Origin of the sequence: Sphingomonas sp. HDW15A (genome assembly GCF_011301715.1) — a bacterium.
Taxonomy (GTDB): Bacteria; Pseudomonadota; Alphaproteobacteria; order Sphingomonadales; family Sphingomonadaceae; genus Sphingomicrobium.
This window is the reverse complement of the sequence record NZ_CP049870.1, coordinates 1,699,721-1,720,652: the sequence shown is the minus strand read 5'-3', so window position 1 is coordinate 1,720,652 and position 20,932 is coordinate 1,699,721. Positions and strand designations below refer to the sequence as shown.

Below are 20,932 nucleotides of genomic sequence, written 5' to 3'. Positions count from 1 at the left end.
AACCATGGACTCGATGGCCATCGAGAAAGAACAGGGCCCGAGTTGGGCACGGCCGAACTGGCCGGTCAGTGCGCTCGACGAGGTCAACCTCGGCCTCGACCCGACCGAGGCGACCATCGAGCAAGTGAAGGTCGCTGCCAAGGCCGCCGCATCCGCCGCCGGCGTGACCGACGAGTCCGCGGTCCAGCGTGCTGCCGACGACAGCATCCGCGCGATGATGCTGGTCCGCACCTATCGGGTCCGTGGCCATCTGGCCGCGAAGCTCGATCCGCTTGGCCTGCACCATAGCGAGATCCCTGCCGACCTCACGCCTGAATATCATGGCTTTGGCGAGGCCGATCTCGACCGTCCGATCTGGCTCGGGGGCGTTCTCGGCTATCAGAGCGCCAGCATTCGCCAGATCGTTGAGGTACTCCGCGCCAACTATTGCGGCACGGTCGGCCTCGAATATATGCACATTAACGATCTGGAGGAGCGCAAATTCCTCCAGGAGCGGATGGAGGGCAAGGACGCCGCGATCACCTTCACTCCGGAAGGCAAGCGCTCGATCCTAGAAAAAGTGATTCACGGCGAGCAGTGGGAAAAGTTTCTCGCTCGCAAATATGTCGGCACGAAACGGTTCGGCCTGGACGGCGGCGAGAGCGCCATTCCGGCGCTGGAAGCGGTCATCAAGTACGGCGGGCAGATGGGCGTCGACGAGATCACGCTCGGAATGGCTCACCGCGGCCGGCTGAATGTGCTGACCAATGTCATGGGCAAGCCCTATCGCGCGGTTTTTCATGAATTCGCGGGCGGGGCCACCAATCCGGCCGACGTGGGCGGCTCCGGCGACGTCAAATACCATCTCGGTACATCGAGCGACCGCGAATTCGACGGAATCCAGGTTCACCTGAGCCTCGTGCCCAACCCGTCGCACCTCGAAGCGGTCAACCCGGTCGTGCTCGGCAAGAGCCGCGCGTCGATGACACTGAAGGGCGACAAGGAAGGCGACAGCGTCCTTCCTATCTTGCTCCACGGCGATGCGGCTTTCGCAGGCCAGGGAATTGTATGGGAATGCCTCGGCTTCTCCGGACTGCCCGGCTATGGCACCGGCGGCTGCCTTCATTTCGTCATCAATAATCAGGTCGGCTTCACGACCAGCCCGCAATTCGCGCGTTCCTCGCCTTATCCGTCGGACGTGGCGAAGGGCATCCAGGCGCCGATCCTTCACGTCAACGGCGACGATCCGGAAGCGGTCACCTTCTGCTGCAAGCTGGCGATCGAGTTCCGCCAGGCGTTCAACCGCGACATCGTCATCGACATGTGGTGCTACCGGCGCTTCGGCCACAATGAGGGCGATGAGCCGAGCTTTACCCAGCCCCTCATGTATGCCGAAATCCGCCAGCATCCCCCGATCAGCGCCATTTACGGCAAGAAACTGGTCGCGGAAGGCGTGATCGACCAGTCCTGGATCGACACGAAGACCGCCGAATTCACGGCGTTGCTCGAGCGGGAGTTTGAAGCAGGAAGCTCCTACCTTCCCAACAAGGCGGACTGGTTCGAGGGTCGCTGGGCCGGCCTCGGGCGCCCGGGCGAGCCGGTCGATGCCCGCCGCAACGTCAACACCGCCATTCGGGACGATCAGTATGAAAGCCTATTGAAGCTGCTGACGACGGTCCCGGAAGGGCTGACGATTCACAAGACCCTCGGCCGTGTTATCGACGTCAAGCAGAGGGCGCTGGAAGACGGGCAGGGCATCGATTGGGCAACGGCGGAGGCGCTGGCCTTCGGAAGCCTGGTCGAAGACGGTTTCGGGGTACGGCTGTCAGGCCAGGATTCGGGTCGCGGCACATTTTCGCAGCGCCACGCCGCATGGGTCGACCAGAAAAGCGGCGAGAAATATATTCCGCTCCGCCAGATCAACGACGGCCAGCCGACACCGCGCTTCGAGGTTCGCGACAGTCCGCTAAGCGAATTCGGAGTGCTCGGCTTCGAATATGGCTATTCGATCGCCGACCCGAAAACGCTCGTTTTGTGGGAAGCGCAGTTCGGCGATTTCGCCAATGGCGCGCAGACCATGATCGACCAGTTCATCGCCGCCGGCGAGGCCAAGTGGTTGCGCGCGTCGGGGCTCGTCATGCTCCTGCCGCACGGTTTCGAAGGACAGGGACCAGAGCATAGCTCGGCCCGGCTCGAGCGCTTCCTGCAGCTTTGTGCCGACGACAATATTCAGGTCGCGAACTGCACGACCCCGGCCAATTATTTCCACATCCTGCGCCGTCAGATGAAGCGGGATTTCCGCAAGCCGCTGATTATCATGACGCCCAAGTCGTTGCTCCGGCACAAGCTTGCCGTGTCGACGCGCGACGACTTTACCGGCGAAGGTCACTTCAAGCGGCTGCTGAGCGACCTCAACCCGCCGCAGGCGGGCGCCACGACCAGGCTCGTGCTCTGCTCGGGCAAGGTTGGCTACGAGTTGATGGAGGCTCGCGACGCAGCGTCGGACACGACAACCGAAATCGTCCGTGTCGAACAGCTCTATCCGTTCCCGTCGGAGCCTCTTGCCAAGCGCCTTTGCGCCATGCCGAAGCTCACCGAGCTAGTCTGGTGCCAGGAGGAGCCGAAGAACAATGGCTCCTGGTTCTTTGTCGAGCCAATCCTGGAGCATTGTTTGGCCGAGGGCGGTTTTTCCGGCCTACGCCCGCGCTATGCGGGCCGCGCCGCGTCGGCTTCCCCGGCGACAGGGCTTGCAAAGCGCCACGCCGCCGAGCAGGCCGCCCTTATCGCCGAGGCGCTCGGCCAGTCTTCCGCACTCAAAGCCAAAGCTTCGTAAGGACGTTCATTCATGGCCACCGACGTCAAGGTTCCAACGCTGGGCGAATCGATCACCGAAGCGACCGTCGGCCAGTGGCTGAAGAAGCCCGGCGATGCGGTCGCTGCCGATGAGCCGATCGCCAGTCTCGAAACGGACAAGGTCAGCGTCGAAGTCAACGCGCCGGTCGCGGGTACGCTTGCCGAGCAGCTGGTTGCCGAAGGCGCAACGGTCGAAGTTGGCGCGGTAATCGCGCGCATCGGCGAAGGCGCATCTCCCTCGGCCCCGGCTGCGCCTGCGGAAACGGTTACCAACCCCGCTGGCCCGGCAGAGACCCCAGCACTCAAGGGCGACGAACATGCGCCGGAAGCGACGAAGGAAGGATCGGCCAACGATAGCGCCCTGACGCTCTCGCCCGCGGTTCGCCGCGCGGTGCTGGAACATCACGTCGATCCGTCCAAGATTACTGGCAGCGGCAAGGACGGTCGGATCACCAAGGACGACGTATTGGCCGCGGCCCAGGCCAAGGAGAGCGGTGCGCCGGTCCACGAACCGGAAGCGCGAGCCCCCGCCAGCGCGCCTGCACAGCCCGCCACTACCAAGTCGACCGCTCCCGCCGGCGAGCGCAGCGAAGAGCGGGTAAAGATGAGCCGCCTCCGCCAGACGATCGCGACGCGCCTCAAGGAAGCGCAGAACACTGCGGCGCTGCTGACCACGTTCAACGATGTCGACATGTCGGCAGTGATCGACGCGCGAAGCCGCTACAAGGACCTGTTCGAGAAGAAGCACGGAATCCGGTTGGGCTTCATGAGTTTCTTCGTGAAAGCCTCCGCGCTCGCGGCGCGCGACGTGCCGTCGGTCAATGCCCGGATCGAGGGCGACGAGATCGTCTACTCCAACTATCTCGACGTGTCGGTTGCTGTCTCTGCGCCCAAGGGTCTGGTCGTGCCAGTGATCCGCAGTGCCGACCGGATGAGTTTCGCCGAGATCGAGAAGGCAATCGCCGACTTCGGGAAGAAGGCCAAGGACGGCACGCTCAGCATGGACGAGATGAAGGGTGGCACCTTCACCATCTCCAACGGCGGCGTCTTCGGCTCGCTTCTGTCGACGCCGATCATCAATCCGCCGCAGTCGGCGGTGCTCGGCCTTCACCGGATCGAGGAGCGTCCGGTCGTCCGCGACGGCCAGGTGGTCGTCCGTCCGATGATGTACCTTGCTCTTTCCTACGACCACCGGCTGGTCGACGGCCGCGAGGCGGTCACCTTCCTCGTCCGAATCAAGGAAGCGATCGAGGACCCGACGCGCCTACTGATCGATCTTTAGTTTTGGCGGAGCGATTTTGGAGAAGGGCTCAACCGTCTAGAGTCAGATTTGGGTGGAAAGCTGCACTTCGCTTACAAAGACTCCGCTAACCAGATCGTGTGCTGCGCGCCCTTGCCGTTGGAGCGGGCGCGGACCTTCGGGACATCGACTTTGAAGCCCTTGGCGCTCAGGCGACGAGTAAAGGCGGGGTCGTCGCCCGCTGACCACACCGCGAGGATTCCGCCGCGAACCAGCGCTGCTTTCGCCGCCGCCAGTCCCGCCTCCGAATAGAGCCCGTCATTCCCGGCCCGGGTCAGCCCGTCGGGGCCATTGTCGACGTCGAGCAGGATCGCATCGTAGGTGCCCCGCGCCGCCGCGATCGCTGCCGCGACATCGCCGTCGACCACGGTCACGCGCGGGTCGTCGAGGCAGCCGGCGGTCAGTTCGGCCATCGGGCCTCGCGCCCAGGCGATGATATCCGGCACCAGTTCCGCGACCACCACCGACGCCTGGCGCGGAAGAACCGCAAGCGCCGCGCGCAAAGTGAAGCCCATGCCGTAGCCGCCGATCAGCAGGCGCGGGTTCGTCCGGTTCGTAAGGCGAGCGCAGGTCAAAGTCGCAAGCTGCTCCTCCGACCCGCTCATGCGGCTGTTCATCAGCTCGTTGCGGTCGAGCACGATCATGTAATCGCGGTCCCGGCGGAACAGGCGCAGCTCTTCCTCGCCGCCGGGCACCTGCGCCGTCGCCAGTAGCTCGCGGACTTTCATCGTGGGTTGATTACTTGCGGGCCTTGCGCGCTGCGTATTTCGCGTCGCGCGCGGCCTTGCGCTCTTCCTCGGTCGGCGGAGCAGACGCCGCTGCCCTGGCCGCCTTCTCGACGGCCTTCGCCTCGCGCTCAGCGCGCTTGGCTTCGGCTTTCTCCGCCTCGCGGGCGGCACGCTGCTTCTCGCGCTCGACTCGCTCGGCGACCACCTTCGGGTCCAGCGGCGGCTTGGAGCGCAGTTTCTCGAGCGCTTTCTCCCGGGCCTTGGCGGCACTGGCGATGCGGTCCTGGAAGCTGTCGTTATAGGTCATGCCGGCTGCACTCGCAGACGGGGGCCGCGCACGCAACTGGCAACTGTCGACCGATGCGGCGGGGTGGATAAGTGCGTCCGGCTTGCCTATGTCGCGCCGCAACCGATTTTCTCGTGAAAGACCATCATGGCTGACTACGATTATGACGTTCTGGTGATTGGCGCCGGTCCCGGCGGATATGTCGCAGCGATTCGCGCGGCGCAGCTTGGCCTCAAGACCGCCTGCGCAGAAAGTCGCGAGACGCTTGGCGGAACCTGCCTCAACGTCGGCTGCATTCCTTCGAAGGCGATGCTCCACGCGTCGGAATATTTCGATGCGGCGAAGAACGGCGCGATGGCCAAGATGGGGATCGAGGTCGAGCCCAAGCTCAACCTCGACGCGATGCACGGCCAGCGCATTGACGCGGTCAAGCAACTGACCGGCGGAATCGAGTTCCTGTTCAAGAAGAACAAGGTCACCTGGCTGAAAGGTTTCGCCACGTTCGAGGACGCGCATAGCGTCACGGTTGCAGGACAGAAGGTCACCGCCAAGAACATCGTCATCGCCACAGGCTCGTCAGTCACGCCGCTTCCCGGCGTCGAAATCGATGAGAAGATCGTGGTCTCCTCAACCGGAGCGCTCGAGCTTCCGAAGGTGCCCGAGCACATGGTTGTCATCGGCGGCGGCGTCATCGGCCTCGAACTCGGAAGTGTCTGGCGGCGGCTCGGCGCGAAAGTGACCTGCGTCGAATTCCTCGACCAGATCCTGCCTGGCATGGACGGCGACGTCCGCAAGGAAGCCAACAAGATCTTCAAGAAGCAGGGCATCGAGTTCAAGCTCGGAACCAAGGTCACCGGCGTGAAGGTCAATGGCGGCAAGGCGACTCTGACGCTGGAACCCGCCAAGGGCGGCGCATCGGAAACGCTTGAGGCCGACTGTGTGCTTGTATCGATCGGCCGCCGTCCCAACACCGACGGCCTCGCGCTCGAAAAGATCGGGCTGCAGGTAAACAATCGCGGCCAGATCGAAACCGACCACGATTTCCGCACCAAGGTCGACGGCGTGTGGGCGGTCGGCGACGTCATCCCCGGCCCGATGCTTGCCCACAAGGCCGAGGACGAGGGCATTGCCGTGGCGGAGAACATCGCCGGGCTAACGGGCATCGTGAACCATGACGTGATTCCGGGCGTGGTCTACACCTGGCCGGAGATTGCCGGCGTCGGGCTGACCGAGGAGGACGCCAAGGCCAAATATGGCGATGTGAAAGTCGGTAAGTTCCCGATGCTCGCCAACAGCCGCGCGAAGACCAACCATGAGCCCGATGGCTTCGTGAAGGTCATCGCCGAGGCCAAAACCGACCGGGTGGTCGGCGTGTGGGCCATCGCGTCGGTTGCGGGCACGATGATCGCCCAGGCGGCGCAGGCCATGGAGTTTGGCGCGACGAGCGAGGATATCGCCTACACCTGTCACGCCCACCCGACCCATTCGGAAGCAATCAAGGAAGCCGCGATGGCGGTCCAGGGCAAGCCGATCCACGTCTAGGGTGGGGACCCGCGCAACTTTACGCCGCTGGCACGTCTGGCTCGGCTGGTTGATCGCCGTGCCGATGCTATTCTGGACGCTTTCCGGCGTCGTGATGGTGTTGCGGCCGATTGAGGAAGTGCGCGGAACGAATCTGCTGCGCGAGCCTGCACCCATGACGCTCGCCATGCCTGCGGTTCCGCCAAGCCTCGAAGGGCTACCCGTCGAAAGCCTTTCGCTTGAGCAGCGTAGCGTCGGGCCGCGCTGGGTCATCACAACCGCGGACGGCAAGTCTCGAATGGCCGACCCGGTGACCGGCGGACTGGTGCCGGATTATGGTGCAGCCGACGCGGCCCGCGAGGTCGAGGCGCGCTACACCGGCGATGCAAGGGTCGTCTCCACGTCTCGCGTCAACCCGTCCGATCCGCCGAAAGATCTTCGCCGGGAAATGACCGGTTGGCTCGTTGAAATGAGCGACGGCACGCATTTCTATGTCGATTCCGGATCGGGCGCGATCGCCGCTCGTCGAACGGCGTGGTGGCGCTTCTACGATTTCATGTGGGGGCTCCACATCATGGACCTCGAGACTCGCGAGGATACGCACCACGCGTGGATCGTGGGCTTCGGGGCGCTCGCTCTTGTCAGCACGCTCATGGCGCTCGTCCTCCTACCGATGACCGGCAAGAGGAAACGCAACGGCTCAGCCAAGCAATCCAAGCAGAATTGAGCGCCAGCCGCTTTCCGACTTCGGGGGCGGCGGCGCCGATTCATAAGCCCCGCATTCCAGGCATCGAAGCTGCAATGTTGGCCCGGACAAAATCCGCTCGATGTCACCCAGCACCCGCATGACCAGCGTCTGCGGCGCGGGCCCGAGCGCCGCAAGCGCGTCGGCGGGCGCCGCATCGCTCTCCTCCTCGTCCTGAGCAAGGCCGGCCAAGAAACCGGTCCACGCATCCGGCCCCTTCTCCAGATAGGTCAGGCCGCGCTCATTCTTGCCAAGCTTTGCGAGCTCCGCGGCCTTCGCGATGGCTTCGTCCATGTCGCCGAACCCATCCACCAGGCCAAGCTGCCGGGCAGTGCCGCCGTCCCAGACGCGGCCCTGCGCGATCCGGTTGATCTCATCGATCGGCTTCTTTCGGCTCGCGGCCGTAATCGCCAGGAACTTGGCGTAAATCTGTTCGACTCCGGCCTGGATCAGCGCATTCGCAGCGGGCGATGGGCCATTGAGCAAGTCCGGTTCACCGGAAAGCGGTGTGGTGCGGATCCCGTCGGCGCCGATTCCCAGCTTCTGCAGTGTCCCCTGGAAGCTTGGAAGCACGCCATAAACCCCGATCGAACCGGTGATGGTCGATGGCTCGGCTATGATGAAATCGGCCGGAGTCGCGACCCAGTATCCGCCTGACGCTGCGACATCGCCCATCGAGGCAACGACTGGCAGCCCCTCCTTCTTGGCGGCAAGGATGGCATGGCGGATACGCTCGGAAGCCAGCGCCGACCCGCCCGGGCTGTCGATGCGCAGGACCAGCGCTTTCAGGGTTCCGAGTTCAAGACCATCCTCGATCGACTTCGCAATGGTTTCGGCGGCGGCGCTTCCCGGGCCTGCGCGTCCATCGACGATCTCGCCGGCAATGGTTACGACGCCAATGGGCCCGGAGTGCTTGTCTAACGACCGCTCGTAAGCTCGCAGGGCAATCCTCTTGTAGCCGCCGATTGATTCCTCGTCCTTGCCGCCAAGCTCGGCGAGCCGGCTGTTGAAGTCGCTGCGTTCGCCGACCTTGTCGACCAGCTTCAGCGAAAGCGCCGCTTTCGACATGCTTCCTCCGGCTGCTGCTGCCGCCCCGACCGGATCGCCCAGAAAGCGTTCGAGCCCGGCACCGGCCTGCGGCCGGGCCCGGCGGACATCGTCTTTCCACGTTTCCAGCAAGGCATCGCCAAGCGCCTGTGCGTTTTCACGCGCTTCGGGCGACATGTCGTTGCGGGTGAAGGGTTCGATTCCAGACTTGAACTGACCCACCCGGTAGGTGTTCGCGGTCACCCCAAGCTTGTCGAGAAGTCCCTTGTAATAAAGGTTGCTTCCGCCCGGGCCGGCGATCGCCACCGCTCCCAGCTCCGGAACCCAGATCTCGGAGGCATGGGCGGCAAGCTGGTAGGCATCGTTGGAATAGCCCGTGGCGTAAACCGCGACCGTCTTCCCGGACTTGCGCACCTCATCGAGCGCGTCGCCGACCGAGGCAAGCGACGTCTGGCCGCCGCCTAGAAACCGGTCCAGGTCGAGCGCGACGGCTTTCACGCGGTCGTCGTCCTTGGCCTTCCGAAGCACGGCGATGATATCGCTCAATCGGTGTTCGCGCATTCCCGAGCCGCCGGCGAGCGCCGCAATCGGGTCGATTTCGCGCGGTTGCTCAACGATCACGCCGTCGAGATCGAGCGCCAGGACACCGTGACCGATCGGTGCGGGTCGGGACGAAAGGACAGCGTAAATCATCCCGAAGAACATCAGCATTAGGATCAGGACCATTGCGTCCTTGATCCCGACAAGCAGCTTCCAGATCGCGGCGACGAAGCGCATTCTTGAGGTCCTTCGAAGTTTGGCGAAGGGATTAGCTGACCGCCGCCCTCACATCCAAGGCTTTTCGACAGGCCGCTTTACCCGGTCAGAGAAGCTGACTACGCGCCCCGCCGATGCAACGCGCACGGACAGGCGATGGTAACTTGTGGCGGGCGGAGGCGCGCTCGACGCTGGCGCTCGCCTGGCCGCTCATTCTCGCCAATCTCACGACCCAGCTTATCCAGGCGACCGACGCCATCCTGCTCGGACGGCTTGGAGCGATGGAACTGGCGGCCGCAGCGCTGGCGCTTAGCCTGACCTTCGCCATGACCCTGTTTGGCTTTGGAGTGCTCACCGCGTCGTCGCCGATGATGGCATCCGCGCTCGGCGCCCGCTTCAATGCCGTACGCGACGTTCGTCGCACATTCCGCCAGGCGGTGTGGGCAGCGATGCTGATCGTCGCTCCCATCATGCTCGTCCTATGGTTCGCCGAGCCGATCATCGTCGCATTGGGTCAGGAAAAAACCCTGGCGGAAGGTGCGGCAATTTTCCTGCGCGGATACATGTGGGCGCTGCCGCCGTGGATGCTTTTCCAGGTGATGCGCAACTTCGTTGCCGCGTTGGAGCGGCCGGCTTGGGTTCTGGCGATTAGCGGCACCGGGATCGCGGTCAACGCGATCGCCGGTTACGCACTGATTTTCGGGAAACTGGGAATGCCGGAGCTCGGCCTGTTCGGGGGCGGCCTCGCCAGTTCGATCACTTGGGCCGCGATGACCCTGGCTCTGGCGATTGTCATCGTCACGGATCGCCAGTTCCGGCGCTTTCACTTGTTCGGCCGGTTCTGGCGGGCGGACTGGCGGCGATTCCGGCAGATCTTCAGGCTCGGCCTGCCGATCGGCCTGGCCATGGCGTTCGAAGGCGCAGTATTCAGCGCCGCCGCCTATCTCATGGGCCTGATAGATGCGGTCTCGGTCGCCGCGCACCAGGTCGCGCTGCAAATTGCCGCGACAAGCTTCATGGTTCCCTTGGGCCTGGCGCAGGCGGCAACGGTTCGCGTTGGCCTCGCTTACGGCCGCCGCGACGCGGGCGGCATCGCGCGCGCGGGCTGGACGGCGCTGGTCATGGGTATCGCGTTCATGGCCGCCATGGCGCTGCTCATGTGGGCATTCCCTCGCGAACTCGTCACTTTGTTCTTTGACGACACGTCCGCCAATGCCCGGGCAATCGCACTCGCCTCGTCATTCTTGCTCATCGCTGCGCTTTTCCAGATGGTCGACGGCGCGCAGGTCGTCGGCGCCGGGATGCTTCGGGGGCTTCACGATACGCGCGTGCCGATGATCTACGCCCTTATCGGCTACTGGATCGTCGGCATCGGGACCGGAATCTGGCTTGGCTTCGGCGCGGATTGGGAAGGGCAAGGCATCTGGGCCGGGCTCGCTACGGGCCTGGGCTTTGTGGCCGTGCTGATGATCCGCCGCTGGTCGATGCGCGGCGCGCTCGGCCTGGTTCCGAAGCCCTAGGCCTCGATCTCCACCACGTCGCCGACCTTGGTCAAACCGTAAAGCGCCTTGGCCATTTTCGGTGGCAAGCGGATGCAGCCGTGACTCGCGGGGTATCCGGGAACGACCCCGCCGTGGAAAGCCCGGCCCCATTTGTCGAGTCGCTGCATGTGCGGCATCGGCGCGTTCGAATATTTGTTCGAACGGTGGAACGGCTTCTTTTGGAGAATCTTGAACTGCCCGGGATCGGTGGGATGATCGGCCGTGCCGTGAGAGGAAGTCGAAATGGCGATCAGCTGCCCCGCCTTGTAGACGTAAGTCTTCTGGTTGCGCAGGCTGACAAGCACTTTCACCTCGCCCTTGGCCGGAATCGCGGCCGCCGGTAGAATGCGGTAATCGCCGGGTCTCAGTGCCGTTCCGCCGAACTTGGCAGCCGCTTCGCGCTCCGCGGCGGTAGTCAACGGATTATCGATGACGGGCGCGGGCGGAGCGACGGCGATATCGCGATAGGGTCCCGGGGAAGTCTCGCAGCCGGACAGCAAAGCGACGGCAGTGCACGCGATTAACAATCTCTTCATGGAGAATCAGGACCTTAGTTGGTTAATCCAAGTTAACATTTCCCCCGTGCGGTCAAAATGGCAAGCGGCAAATTGGCTCTCCGGCATCGCTCCCATTGACGTGTAGGAAAGCGGATCCCATATCGCCGCCAGCGCTGGCACTCTTGAATCGGGAGTGCCAACGCCACCAGTTCCAACGAAGCAATAAGGGTAAACGAACCATGGGTTTCAGGCCGCTTCATGACCGCGTCCTCGTCCGCCGTGTCGAGGCTGAGGAAAAGACCGCCGGGGGATCATCATCCCGGATTCGGCAAAGGAAAAGCCGCAGGAAGGCGAAGTCGTCTCAGTCGGCTCCGGCGCACGTGCCGAAGACGGCACGGTCACTCCGCTCGACGTCAAGGCGGGCGACCGCATCCTGTTCGGCAAGTGGTCCGGCACCGAAGTGAAGATCGAGGGCGAAGACCTCATCATCATGAAGGAAAGCGACATTCTCGGCATCGTCGCCTGACTTCCTGGCGCGCCTTCGCGCGCATCGGGAGTGCGACTTTTGTGACTTTTTGAAATCAAGGAAAGGGTAGCCAGATGGCAGCCAAGGACGTGAAATTCAGCCGTGACGCGCGCGAGCGCATCATGAAGGGCGTCGACATCCTCGCCGACGCCGTCAAGGTGACTTTGGGCCCCAAGGGCCGCAACGTCGTCATCGACAAGAGCTTCGGTGCTCCGCGCATCACCAAGGATGGCGTCACCGTCGCCAAGGAAATCGAGCTCAAGGACAAGTTCGAGAACATGGGCGCGCAGATGGTCCGCGAGGTCGCCTCGAAGACTAACGACATTGCCGGTGACGGCACCACCACCGCCACCGTTCTCGCCCAGTCCATTGTCCGCGAAGGCATGAAGTCGGTCGCGGCCGGAATGAACCCGATGGACCTGAAGCGCGGCATCGATCTCGCCGTCACGAAGGTCGTCGAGGACCTCAAGGGCCGCTCGAAGCCGGTCTCCGGCTCGTCGGAAATCGCCCAGGTCGGGATCATCTCGGCCAACGGCGACCGCGAAGTCGGCGAGAAGATCGCCGAGGCGATGGACAAGGTCGGCAAGGAAGGCGTCATCACCGTCGAGGAAGCCAAGGGCCTCGAATTCGAGCTCGATGTCGTCGAAGGCATGCAGTTCGACCGCGGCTACCTCTCGCCTTACTTCATCACCAATCCGGAAAAAATGCAGGTCGAGCTCAACGACCCGTACATCCTCATCCATGAAAAGAAGTTGTCTAACCTTCAGGCGATGCTCCCGATCCTGGAAGCGGTCGTCCAGTCGGGCCGTCCGCTGCTGATCATCGCCGAGGACATCGAGGGCGAGGCGCTCGCGACGCTCGTCGTCAACAAGCTCCGCGGCGGCCTCAAGGTCGCGGCCGTCAAGGCTCCGGGCTTCGGCGATCGCCGAAAGGCGATGCTCGAGGACATCGCCATCCTGACCGGCGGCGAGATGATCTCGGAAGATCTCGGCATCAAGCTCGAGAACGTCACCGTCAACATGCTCGGCACGGCGAAGAAGGTCGTCATCGACAAGGACAACACGACAATCGTCGATGGCGCCGGCACAAGCGATGCCATCCAGGCCCGCACGGCAGCGATCCGCCAGCAGATCGACAACACCACCAGCGACTACGACCGTGAGAAGCTCCAGGAGCGTCTTGCCAAGCTCGCCGGCGGCGTTGCCGTGATCAAGGTCGGCGGTGCAACCGAGGTCGAGGTGAAGGAGCGCAAGGACCGCGTTGACGACGCGCTCCACGCGACCCGCGCGGCGGTCGAGGAAGGCATCGTTCCGGGCGGCGGTACGGCGCTGCTCTACGCCACCAAGGCTCTCGATGGTCTCAAGGGCGCGAACGACGACCAGACCCGCGGAATCGACATCATCCGCCGTGCGATCGAAGCTCCGCTTCGCCAGATCGCAAGCAATGCGGGTGTCGACGGTGCTGTAGTGGCCGGCAACCTGCTTCGCGAAGGCGACCAGACGCAGGGCTTCAATGCCGCGACCGACACCTACGAGAACCTCGTAAGCGCCGGTGTGATCGATCCGACCAAGGTCGTCCGTACCGCGCTTCAGGACGCGGCTTCGGTCGCCGGCCTGCTCATCACCACCGAAGCGACCATCGCGGAAATGCCGGAAGACAAGCCGGCGATGCCGATGGGCGGCGGAATGGGCGGAATGGGCGGAATGGACTTCTGACCGAGACAGCCTGGCCTAGCGAAGCGGTTCGCCAGAACGGTTAGCTAGGCCAGGACTCGGCCAAGGTCCGGCCAGCCTCGCGAAGCGAGGTCTGACGGCGCGGATTCACTCCGCGCCGGAACGGCGCTCAGGAAGCTTTAAGATTAAGGGTCGGCCGCTTCGGCTGCCGGCCCTTTTTCATTGCCGGCTTCCTCGTCAAGCATGGCCTCCGCCTCGTTCAGCCGGTCGTTCTGCGCGGCGGTGGGAGCCTCGGGCCTTTCCTTGCATGCGCTGAGCAGCAGCAGGGCGAGTGAGATCTCTTTCTTCATCCGCTCAAACTAACTTTGGTCGCGCATAAAAAAAGGGTCGCCCAGAAGGACGACCCTTTTCCGTTCGCTTTGAAAGCGCTGCTTACTGAGCAGCGTTCTCAGCAGCGTTCTCGGTCGCGTCAGCGGCGTTGTCCGTCGCATCAGCGGCGTTGTCAGCAGCATTCTCGGTCGCGTCGAGAGCGTTGTCGACCGCGTTGGCAGCGGCTGCGGTGTCCGCATTCGCTTCCATTTCGACGGTGTTGACAGTGCTGGTGGCGTTGTCGGGCGCATTGTCTTCGCACGCGGCCAGGCCGAGCGCGAGGACCGCAACGGTCAGTGCAACCTTCTTCATGATCGTTCCATTCCTTCAATTGTGCCGCTTTCGCGACAGCTAGGCTCGGCCTGCCGCATAAATCGGTCAGGCCAGCGCGCGGATGTAAAGTGGCGTTTGCCGCCGCGCAATCGAAAATATGAATCTTGCCAATATGTCGTCCGCTCGTTGACCCATATAAAGATATCTTTATATCCTTATCGGATGAGTGATGCCGCCCTGCAGCGATTGTCCGTTGTGGACCTGTTCCAGGCACTGGCGGATCCTTCGCGGCTTCGCATTCTGGGACTTCTTCGCACCATGGAGCTTTCCGTCGGGGAGCTCGCCCAGGTGCTTGGCCAAAGCCAGCCGCGGGTTTCGCGACATGTGCGGATTTTGGCGGATTCCGGGCTAATCGAGCGTCACAAGGAAGGCAGCTGGGTGTTCCTCCGGATCGGCCGAGGCGCGACGTCCGATGCCCTCTTCTCGCTCATTGGTTCGCACGGCGACGGCGCAACGGAATCCGTGTTCGAAGCGGACCGCGTTCGGCTCGCCGCAGTTCGCTCATTGCGGGCCGAAGCTGCCGAGCGTTATTTCGCGTCGCTTGCCGATCGGTGGGATTCCATTCGATCGCTCCACGTGCCCGAAACCCGCGTCGAGCAGGCGATCGAGCAAGCGCTGGGCCGCGATTCGCTTGGGCGTCTGATCGACATTGGCACCGGGACTGGCCGGATGATCGAATTGCTCGGTCCGCGAGCCGCGGAATCGATTGGCATCGATCGCTCTTACGAAATGCTGCGTGTAGCGAGGGTTAAACTCGACCGAGCCGGAATTGCCGGTGCTTCGCTTCGTCAGGGGGATATGTATGCGCTGCCGCTTGCTGATGACGCTGCGGACAATGTCATCCTCCACCAGGTCCTTCATTATGCCCAGGCACCCGCCGCTGCCATCGCGGAGGCATCGCGCATCCTGCGGCCCGGCGGGCAGTTGCTGATCGTCGACTTTGCTCCGCATGAAAGGGAAGAGTTCCGGGAAAGCGATGCTCACGCCCGCCTCGGCTTTGCGGACGATGCGATTCACGGTTGGATGGCGGCGGCAGGGCTGGAGCCGGACTATACGCAGCACCTCGAAGGCGGCGAGCTGACCGTCACGCTGTGGCGCGGTACGAAGCCAGCGCAGGCAGAGCGGATCGCGGCATGAACCGGAGCAGCCAAGCCGCCTTGGCCGAGCACGCGCCTTTGTTCGCCGAGGCCCGGGGCGACATTGCCGTCAGTTTCGAATTCTTTCCACCCAAGTCCGAGGCGATGGCCGAGACGCTGTGGCGCTCGATCGAGACACTCGCACCGCTTCATCCCCGCTTCGTCAGCGTCACGTACGGCGCAGGCGGAACAACGCGAGAGCGCACGCACGCCACGGTCACGCGGATTGCTCGCGAAACCGATCTCACCGCCGCGGCTCACCTGACCTGTGTCGACGCCAGCCGCGGTGAAGTGGATGACGTCGCCAAAGCCTATTGGGACGCCGGCGTACGCCATGTGGTTGCTCTCCGCGGCGACCCACCCGAAACAGGTCGCGGTTTTGAGGCGCATCCGGACGGCTATGCCAACGCCGCCGAACTAGTTGCCGGCCTCAAGAAGGTCGCAGATTTCGACATCAGCGTCGCCTGCTATCCGGAGGTGCATCCGGAAGCCGACTGTCCGGAAAGCGACATTGAAAATTTACTCAGGAAGATCGACGCAGGCGCGAACCGCGCGATCAGCCAGTTCTTCTTCTCCGCGGACTGCTTCTTCCGCTTTCGCGACAAGGTGACCGCGCTTCGCCCCGACGTCGAGATTGTGCCGGGGATCCTGCCGGTGACCAACGTCGCTCAGGCGCGGCGCTTTTCCGGCCAATGCGGCGCAACCATCCCGGCCTGGATGGACGACACCTTCGAAGGCCTCGACGATCTGCCCGCCGCCCGGCAGCTTGTCGCGGCCACGATCGCCGGCGAACTGTGTGGCCAGCTTTATGCCGGCGGTGTCCGTCACTTCCACTTCTACACGCTCAACCGCGCCGAACTGGCTTACTCCATCTGCCACCTTCTGGGAGTTCGCGTCCGATGAATTCCGCGGCCGAATTCCGTGCCGAAGCGGCGAAGCGTGTGCTGGTGAAGGACGGCGCCTATGGGACGATGATCCAGGCTGCCCGGATCGACGATTATGCCGGCTCGCTCGGCCTCGTCGCCGATCAGAAGGGCAACAACGACCTGCTCAACCTCACCCGGTCCGACCTGATCGTATCGATATGCCGCCAGTTCGCCGACTCCGGCGCCGATCTTCTTGCGACAAACACCTTCAACGCCAACGCCATCAGCCAGTCGGACTATGGCTCTGACGCTGCGCGTCTCGTCGGCGAAATGAACCGTGAGGCGGCACGCATCACCCGGTCTGTCGCTGATAGTTCGCCGGGCAAGCGATGGGTCGCCGGTGCGCTGGGTCCGACCAACAAGACCTTATCCCTGTCACCCGACGTCAACGATCCGGGCTACCGCGAAGTGACGTTCGGCGAGGTGAAGGCCGTCTATCGCGAGCAGGTCGAGGCCCTGGCTGAGGGAGGCGTTGATTTCATCCTGATCGAGACGGTTTTCGACACGCTGAACGCGAAGGCGGCGATCATGGCGACGCTTGAGGCTGAGGCCGCGCTTGGACGCCCGCTGCCGATCATGCTGTCGATGACGCTCACCGATCTTTCGGGCCGCAACCTCTCGGGGCATACGGTCGAGGCCTTTTGGGCCAGCGTCCGTCATGCCCGGCCGCTGACCATCGGCCTCAACTGCTCGTTCGGTGCCGAGCAGCTTCGACCTCACCTCGCCGCGCTGTCGGCGCAGGCGGAAACTTTGGTCATGGCCTATCCGAACGCGGGGCTCCCCAACGATCTTGGCGAATATGACGAAGCTGCCGAGGAGACCGCGGGGCAGGTCGACGGCTGGCTCGATGAAGGCCTGGTCAACGTCGTCGGCGGTTGTTGCGGTACGACCCCGGCGCATATCGCCGCGATCGCCCGAATCGTCGAGGGCAAGCCTCCTCGGGTCCTTCCGGCCGAACGGCACCAAACGCTGCTCGCAGGCCTCGAGCCGATGGTGATTGCCGCGTGACGAGCATTTCGGGCGCCGGGGCGCGCTTCGTCAACATCGGTGAGCGGACCAACGTGACTGGTTCCGCCAAGTTCAAGAAACTCGTCCTGGCCGGCGATTACGATTCCGCGGTCGAAGTCGCCAGGCAGCAAGTTGAGGCCGGCGCGCAAATCATCGACGTCAACATGGACGAGGCGCTGCTCGACGGCGAAGCGGCAATGCGGACCTTCCTGCTGCGGATCGGGGCAGAACCGGACATCGCTCGCGTGCCGGTGATGGTCGACAGCTCGAAGTGGAGCGTCATCGAGGCCGGCCTGCAGTGCGTGTCCGGGAAGCCGATCGTCAACTCGATCAGCCTCAAGGAAGGCGAAGAGGCCTTCCTCGAAGTCGCAGCCAAGGTCCGGGCCTATGGAGCCGCCGTGGTCGTAATGGCGTTCGACGAGACCGGCCAAGCCGATACCCGGGAACGCAAGGTCGAGATCTGCAAGCGCGCCTACCGCCTGCTGGTCGACAATGGCTTCCCGCCCGAAGACATCATCTTCGATCCCAACGTCTTCGCGGTCGCGACGGGGATCGACGAGCATCGCCGCTATGCCATCGATTTCATCGAGGCAGCGCGCGACATCCGCGCGGCCTGCCCCCACGTTCACATATCCGGCGGTCTTTCCAACCTCAGCTTCTCGTTCCGCGGCAACGAGCCGGTCCGCCGGGCGATGCACAGCGTCTTCCTTTACCACGCCATTCCGGCGGGTATGGACATGGCCATCGTCAACGCTGGCCAATTGGATGTTTACGACCAAATCGACCCCGAACTGCGCGAGGCGGTAGAGGACGTCATCCTCGACCGGCGGGAAGATTCGACCGAGCGGCTGATCGCGGTCGCCGAGCGGTTCAAGGACGTCGATCCCAAGGCCGAGGCCGAGGCAGCGGAATGGCGCGGCTGGCCGGTCGCGCAGCGCCTCAGCCACGCGCTGGTCAAAGGCATCGACGCGCACATCGTGGAGGATACGGAAGAAGCTAGGCTAGAAGCCGTTCGCCCGATTGACGTGATTGAAGGCCCGCTGATGGACGGCATGGACGTCGTCGGCGATCTGTTCGGATCCGGCAAGATGTTCCTGCCTCAGGTGGTGAAGTCGGCTCGGGTTATGAAAAAGGCGGTCGCCCACCTGCTGCCCTATATCGAGGCGCAGAAGGACGAAGGATCCAAGGGCAAGGGCCGGATCGTCATGGCCACCGTGAAAGGCGACGTTCACGACATCGGCAAGAACATCGTCGGCGTCGTCCTGCAGTGCAACGGCTTCGAAGTGCTCGATCTTGGCGTCATGACGCCGTGGACTAAGATTCTTGACACGGCTGAGGCGGAAAGTGCCGACATGATCGGCCTGTCCGGGCTCATCACCCCCTCGCTCGACGAGATGGTCACCGTTGCGAGCGAGATGGAGCGCAAGGGGCTGAACCTGCCGCTGCTGATCGGCGGAGCGACGACCAGCCGAGCGCACACCGCGCTTCGCATTGCCCCGGCCTATTCCGGGCCGGTTCTTCACGTGCTCGACGCAAGCCGCGCTGTCGGCGTTGCATCGGCGCTGGTCAGCGACGGGCCGCAGCGCGCCGACCTGATCGACGGAACGGCGGCCGATTACCAGGCGCTTCGCGAAAGCCGGGCAGGACGCGGTGCGCAGGACCTTGCGCCGCTGGCCGAGGCGCGCGCCAATGCCCTGCCGTACGACCCCGAGGGAAAGGCGCCGCCGCCGCTCAAACCGGGCCTTCACAGCTTCGGCGAATGGCCGCTTCGCGACCTCAAGGCGCATATCGATTGGACGCCCTTCTTCCGCGCCTGGGAGTTGGCCGGAACCTATCCCGCGATTCTCGACGATCCCATTGTCGGCGAGAGCGCGCGCTCGCTGTTCGCCGACGCGGAGGACATGCTCGACAAGATCATCACGGAGCATTGGCTGAAGCCCAGCGGCGTAGTCGGCCTGTGGCGCTGCCGCCGCGAAGGCGACGATGTACTGGTGCTCGCCGGCAACGATGAAGTGCGGCTGCCCTTCCTTCGGCAGCAGGTGAAAAAACGGGAAGGGCGGCCCAACATGTGCCTCGCCGATTTCATCGATCCGGCGGACGAAGACTGGCTGGGCGGGTTCGCGGTGGCGATTCACGGAATCGAGCCGCATCTGGAGCGATTCCGCGAAGCCACCGACGATTATTCGGACATCATGCTGAAAGCGCTTGCCGACCGGCTCGCGGAGGCCTTTGCCGAACGCCTCCATGAGCATGTCCGCAAGCGGATCTGGGGCTATGCCGAAGAGCATTTCTCCAACCTCGACCTTATCCGCGAAAGCTATGCCGGGATCCGGCCGGCGCCGGGTTACCCCGCCTCGCCCGATCACAGCCTGAAGCCGATCCTGTTCGATATGCTTGGAGAAAATCCGGCCGGCCTCTCGCTGACCGAGAATTTCGCTATGCTCCCGACGGCGGCAGTCAGCGGCTTCTACTTCGGGCATCGCGATAGCCAGTATTTCGGCGTCGCCAAGATCGGCCGCGACCAGCTGGAGGATTATGCGGTCCGCCGCGGCGTCGATCTGGAGACGACGACCCGCTGGCTTCGGCCAAATCTCGACTAGCGGCGTCGACGCGGCTAGCGCTTGTGCTAATGGCCCGGCTGTTTCTCTTTGCACTCCTGATCATCGGCTGGTCGCTCCCCGCCCAGGCGCAGCTTGCCAAGCGCGAAAACGCCATCAAGCCGGAATTGATCGTTCGCAATGCGGCCATACCGGGATCGGGAACCGATCTTGCGATCCTCATGCGGACAACGCCCGGCTGGCACGGCTATTGGCTCAATCCCGGCGACGCCGGCCTACCGATGGATGTGGAATGGCAGCTTCCGGACGGCTGGAAGGTCGAGAAATTGCGTTACCCGGTGCCGCACCGGCTGCTCGTCGCAGGCATCGTCAACTACGTCTACGAAGACGATTATGCTGTGCTGACCCGCATCATCCCCGCCGCCGGTGCGACCGGGATGCAGCGGATTGCCGCAAAAATGCGGTGGCTGGCCTGCACGGACAAGATCTGCGTGCCAGAGAAAGGCGAAGTCGCGCTCGACGTCCCGACCAGCGGCTTCGCCGACCCGGACCCGCGCTTCGACAGCTGGCTTCGCGCGCTTCCGCAACCGCTATCTAGTCCAGCGCGGTTCGCGCTTTCGCGGGACAGTATCCGACTGGCCGTTCCGCTGCCGGCGTCGGTCGAGGTCAACGATCCCTATTTCTTTCCGGCGGAGGACGGGCCGGTCGATTATGCAGCGCCGCAAAAAGTCAGCCGTTCGGGCGACTGGCTGGTCGTCGAGCTAAAGCGCCGCGAGGGCGAGCCCAAGCGGCTCGATGGTGTCTTGTCCTATGGCAACGGGCGGGGGCTGGAACTCGCCGCTGTTCCGGGCGCTGTTCCCGAAGGGCGCAGCGCCGACGGCACGGCTCTGTTGTTGGCGATGCTCGGTGCGCTGCTCGGCGGCCTGATCCTCAACCTGATGCCCTGCGTCTTCCCGATCCTCGCGCTCAAGGCGATGCACCTCGCACGCGCCGGCGGTGACGAGCGCCATGCGCGGCATGACGCGCTGGGCTACATGGCAGGGGCCGTGCTTGGCACAGGCGCGCTCGGCGTGGCCCTGCTTGCGATCCGCGCAAGCGGGGAGGCAGCCGGCTGGGCCTTCCAGCTTCAGGACCCCGAACGATCCTGATC

Annotated in this window: 17 protein-coding genes and 1 pseudogene; 12 read left to right on the top strand and 6 right to left on the bottom strand. The window is 63.8% G+C overall.

What is annotated here, in order from left to right:
• Positions 1 to 4 precede the first annotated feature (4 nt).
• Positions 5 to 2,812, top strand: a complete 2,808-nt coding sequence (locus tag G7076_RS09035; protein WP_166202175.1) for a 2-oxoglutarate dehydrogenase E1 component — start codon at positions 5 to 7, stop codon at positions 2,810 to 2,812.
• Positions 2,813 to 2,824: 12 nt separating this feature from the next.
• Entirely contained in the window at positions 2,825 to 4,114 is a 1,290-nt protein-coding gene (odhB, locus tag G7076_RS09030) for a 2-oxoglutarate dehydrogenase complex dihydrolipoyllysine-residue succinyltransferase (protein WP_166202173.1), read from the top strand.
• Between the two features lie 71 nt (positions 4,115 to 4,185).
• On the opposite strand, the gene G7076_RS09025 is transcribed toward odhB, so the two are convergent.
• Both G7076_RS09025 and G7076_RS09020 read right to left on the bottom strand, forming a co-directional pair.
• A complete protein-coding gene (locus G7076_RS09025; protein WP_166202171.1) occupies positions 4,186 to 4,860 on the bottom strand; it encodes a spermidine synthase in 675 nt (224 codons plus the stop codon).
• Positions 4,861 to 4,870: 10 nt separating this feature from the next.
• Complete coding sequence (locus G7076_RS09020) at positions 4,871 to 5,167, bottom strand: DUF6481 family protein (RefSeq protein WP_166202169.1); 297 nt, start codon at positions 5,165 to 5,167, stop codon at positions 4,871 to 4,873.
• 126 nt (positions 5,168 to 5,293) lie between these two features.
• On the opposite strand from G7076_RS09020, the gene lpdA reads away from it, so the two are divergent.
• Together lpdA and G7076_RS09010 are read left to right on the top strand one after the other, a co-directional pair.
• Positions 5,294 to 6,688, top strand: a complete 1,395-nt coding sequence (lpdA, locus tag G7076_RS09015; protein ID WP_166202167.1) for a dihydrolipoyl dehydrogenase — start codon at positions 5,294 to 5,296, stop codon at positions 6,686 to 6,688.
• Between the two features lies 1 nt (position 6,689).
• Complete coding sequence (locus G7076_RS09010) at positions 6,690 to 7,394, top strand: PepSY domain-containing protein (RefSeq protein WP_166202165.1); 705 nt, start codon at positions 6,690 to 6,692, stop codon at positions 7,392 to 7,394.
• Here the strand turns inward: G7076_RS09010 and sppA are convergent.
• Positions 7,368 to 9,236 (bottom strand): signal peptide peptidase SppA, encoded by a 1,869-nt coding sequence (gene sppA, locus G7076_RS09005; RefSeq protein ID WP_166202163.1) that lies wholly within the window; start codon positions 9,234 to 9,236, stop codon positions 7,368 to 7,370. The genes G7076_RS09010 and sppA overlap by 27 nt on opposite strands.
• 113 nt (positions 9,237 to 9,349) lie before the next feature.
• On the opposite strand from sppA, the gene G7076_RS09000 reads away from it, so the two are divergent.
• Positions 9,350 to 10,735, top strand: a complete 1,386-nt coding sequence (locus G7076_RS09000; protein WP_166202162.1) for an MATE family efflux transporter — start codon at positions 9,350 to 9,352, stop codon at positions 10,733 to 10,735.
• Here G7076_RS09000 and G7076_RS08995 read toward each other — a convergent pair.
• The gene (locus tag G7076_RS08995) at positions 10,732 to 11,292 is read right to left on the bottom strand and encodes a L,D-transpeptidase family protein (protein WP_166202160.1); all 561 of its coding nucleotides are present in this window, start codon (positions 11,290 to 11,292) and stop codon (positions 10,732 to 10,734) included. The two genes, G7076_RS09000 and G7076_RS08995, sit on opposite strands and share 4 nt — an antisense overlap.
• A 200-nt stretch (positions 11,293 to 11,492) precedes the next feature.
• On the opposite strand from G7076_RS08995, the pseudogene groES reads away from it, so the two are divergent.
• Positions 11,493 to 11,779 (top strand): annotated as a pseudogene (groES, locus tag G7076_RS08990) (co-chaperone GroES).
• A 74-nt stretch (positions 11,780 to 11,853) separates the two neighbouring features.
• Entirely contained in the window at positions 11,854 to 13,494 is a 1,641-nt protein-coding gene (gene groL, locus G7076_RS08985) for a chaperonin GroEL (protein WP_166202158.1), read from the top strand.
• A 143-nt stretch (positions 13,495 to 13,637) separates the two neighbouring features.
• Here the strand turns inward: groL and G7076_RS08980 are convergent, their stop codons facing one another.
• Both G7076_RS08980 and G7076_RS08975 read right to left on the bottom strand, forming a co-directional pair.
• A complete protein-coding gene (locus G7076_RS08980; protein ID WP_166202156.1) occupies positions 13,638 to 13,802 on the bottom strand; it encodes a hypothetical protein in 165 nt (54 codons plus the stop codon).
• 82 nt (positions 13,803 to 13,884) lie between these two features.
• A complete protein-coding gene (locus G7076_RS08975; protein WP_206367524.1) occupies positions 13,885 to 14,133 on the bottom strand; it encodes a hypothetical protein in 249 nt (82 codons plus the stop codon).
• A gap of 183 nt (positions 14,134 to 14,316) precedes the next feature.
• On the opposite strand from G7076_RS08975, the gene G7076_RS08970 reads away from it, so the two are divergent.
• From G7076_RS08970 to G7076_RS12495, 5 genes are read left to right on the top strand one after another with little or no spacing between them, the layout of a single operon-like run.
• Positions 14,317 to 15,291, top strand: a complete 975-nt coding sequence (locus G7076_RS08970; protein ID WP_166202154.1) for a metalloregulator ArsR/SmtB family transcription factor — start codon at positions 14,317 to 14,319, stop codon at positions 15,289 to 15,291.
• On the top strand, positions 15,288 to 16,193 hold the full coding sequence (metF, locus tag G7076_RS08965; protein WP_166202152.1) for a methylenetetrahydrofolate reductase [NAD(P)H]: 906 nt from the start codon (positions 15,288 to 15,290) through the stop codon (positions 16,191 to 16,193). Before G7076_RS08970 ends, metF begins: the two co-directional genes overlap by 4 nt.
• On the top strand, positions 16,190 to 17,224 hold the full coding sequence (locus tag G7076_RS08960) for a homocysteine S-methyltransferase family protein (RefSeq protein WP_166202150.1): 1,035 nt from the start codon (positions 16,190 to 16,192) through the stop codon (positions 17,222 to 17,224). The genes metF and G7076_RS08960 overlap by 4 nt, the downstream gene beginning before the upstream one ends.
• Positions 17,221 to 19,824, top strand: a complete 2,604-nt coding sequence (gene metH, locus G7076_RS08955) for a methionine synthase (RefSeq protein ID WP_240913768.1) — start codon at positions 17,221 to 17,223, stop codon at positions 19,822 to 19,824. Before G7076_RS08960 ends, metH begins: the two co-directional genes overlap by 4 nt.
• A gap of 29 nt (positions 19,825 to 19,853) precedes the next feature.
• Positions 19,854 to 20,930 (top strand): protein-disulfide reductase DsbD domain-containing protein, encoded by a 1,077-nt coding sequence (locus tag G7076_RS12495; RefSeq protein ID WP_240913767.1) that lies wholly within the window; start codon positions 19,854 to 19,856, stop codon positions 20,928 to 20,930.
• Positions 20,931 to 20,932 lie beyond the last annotated feature (2 nt).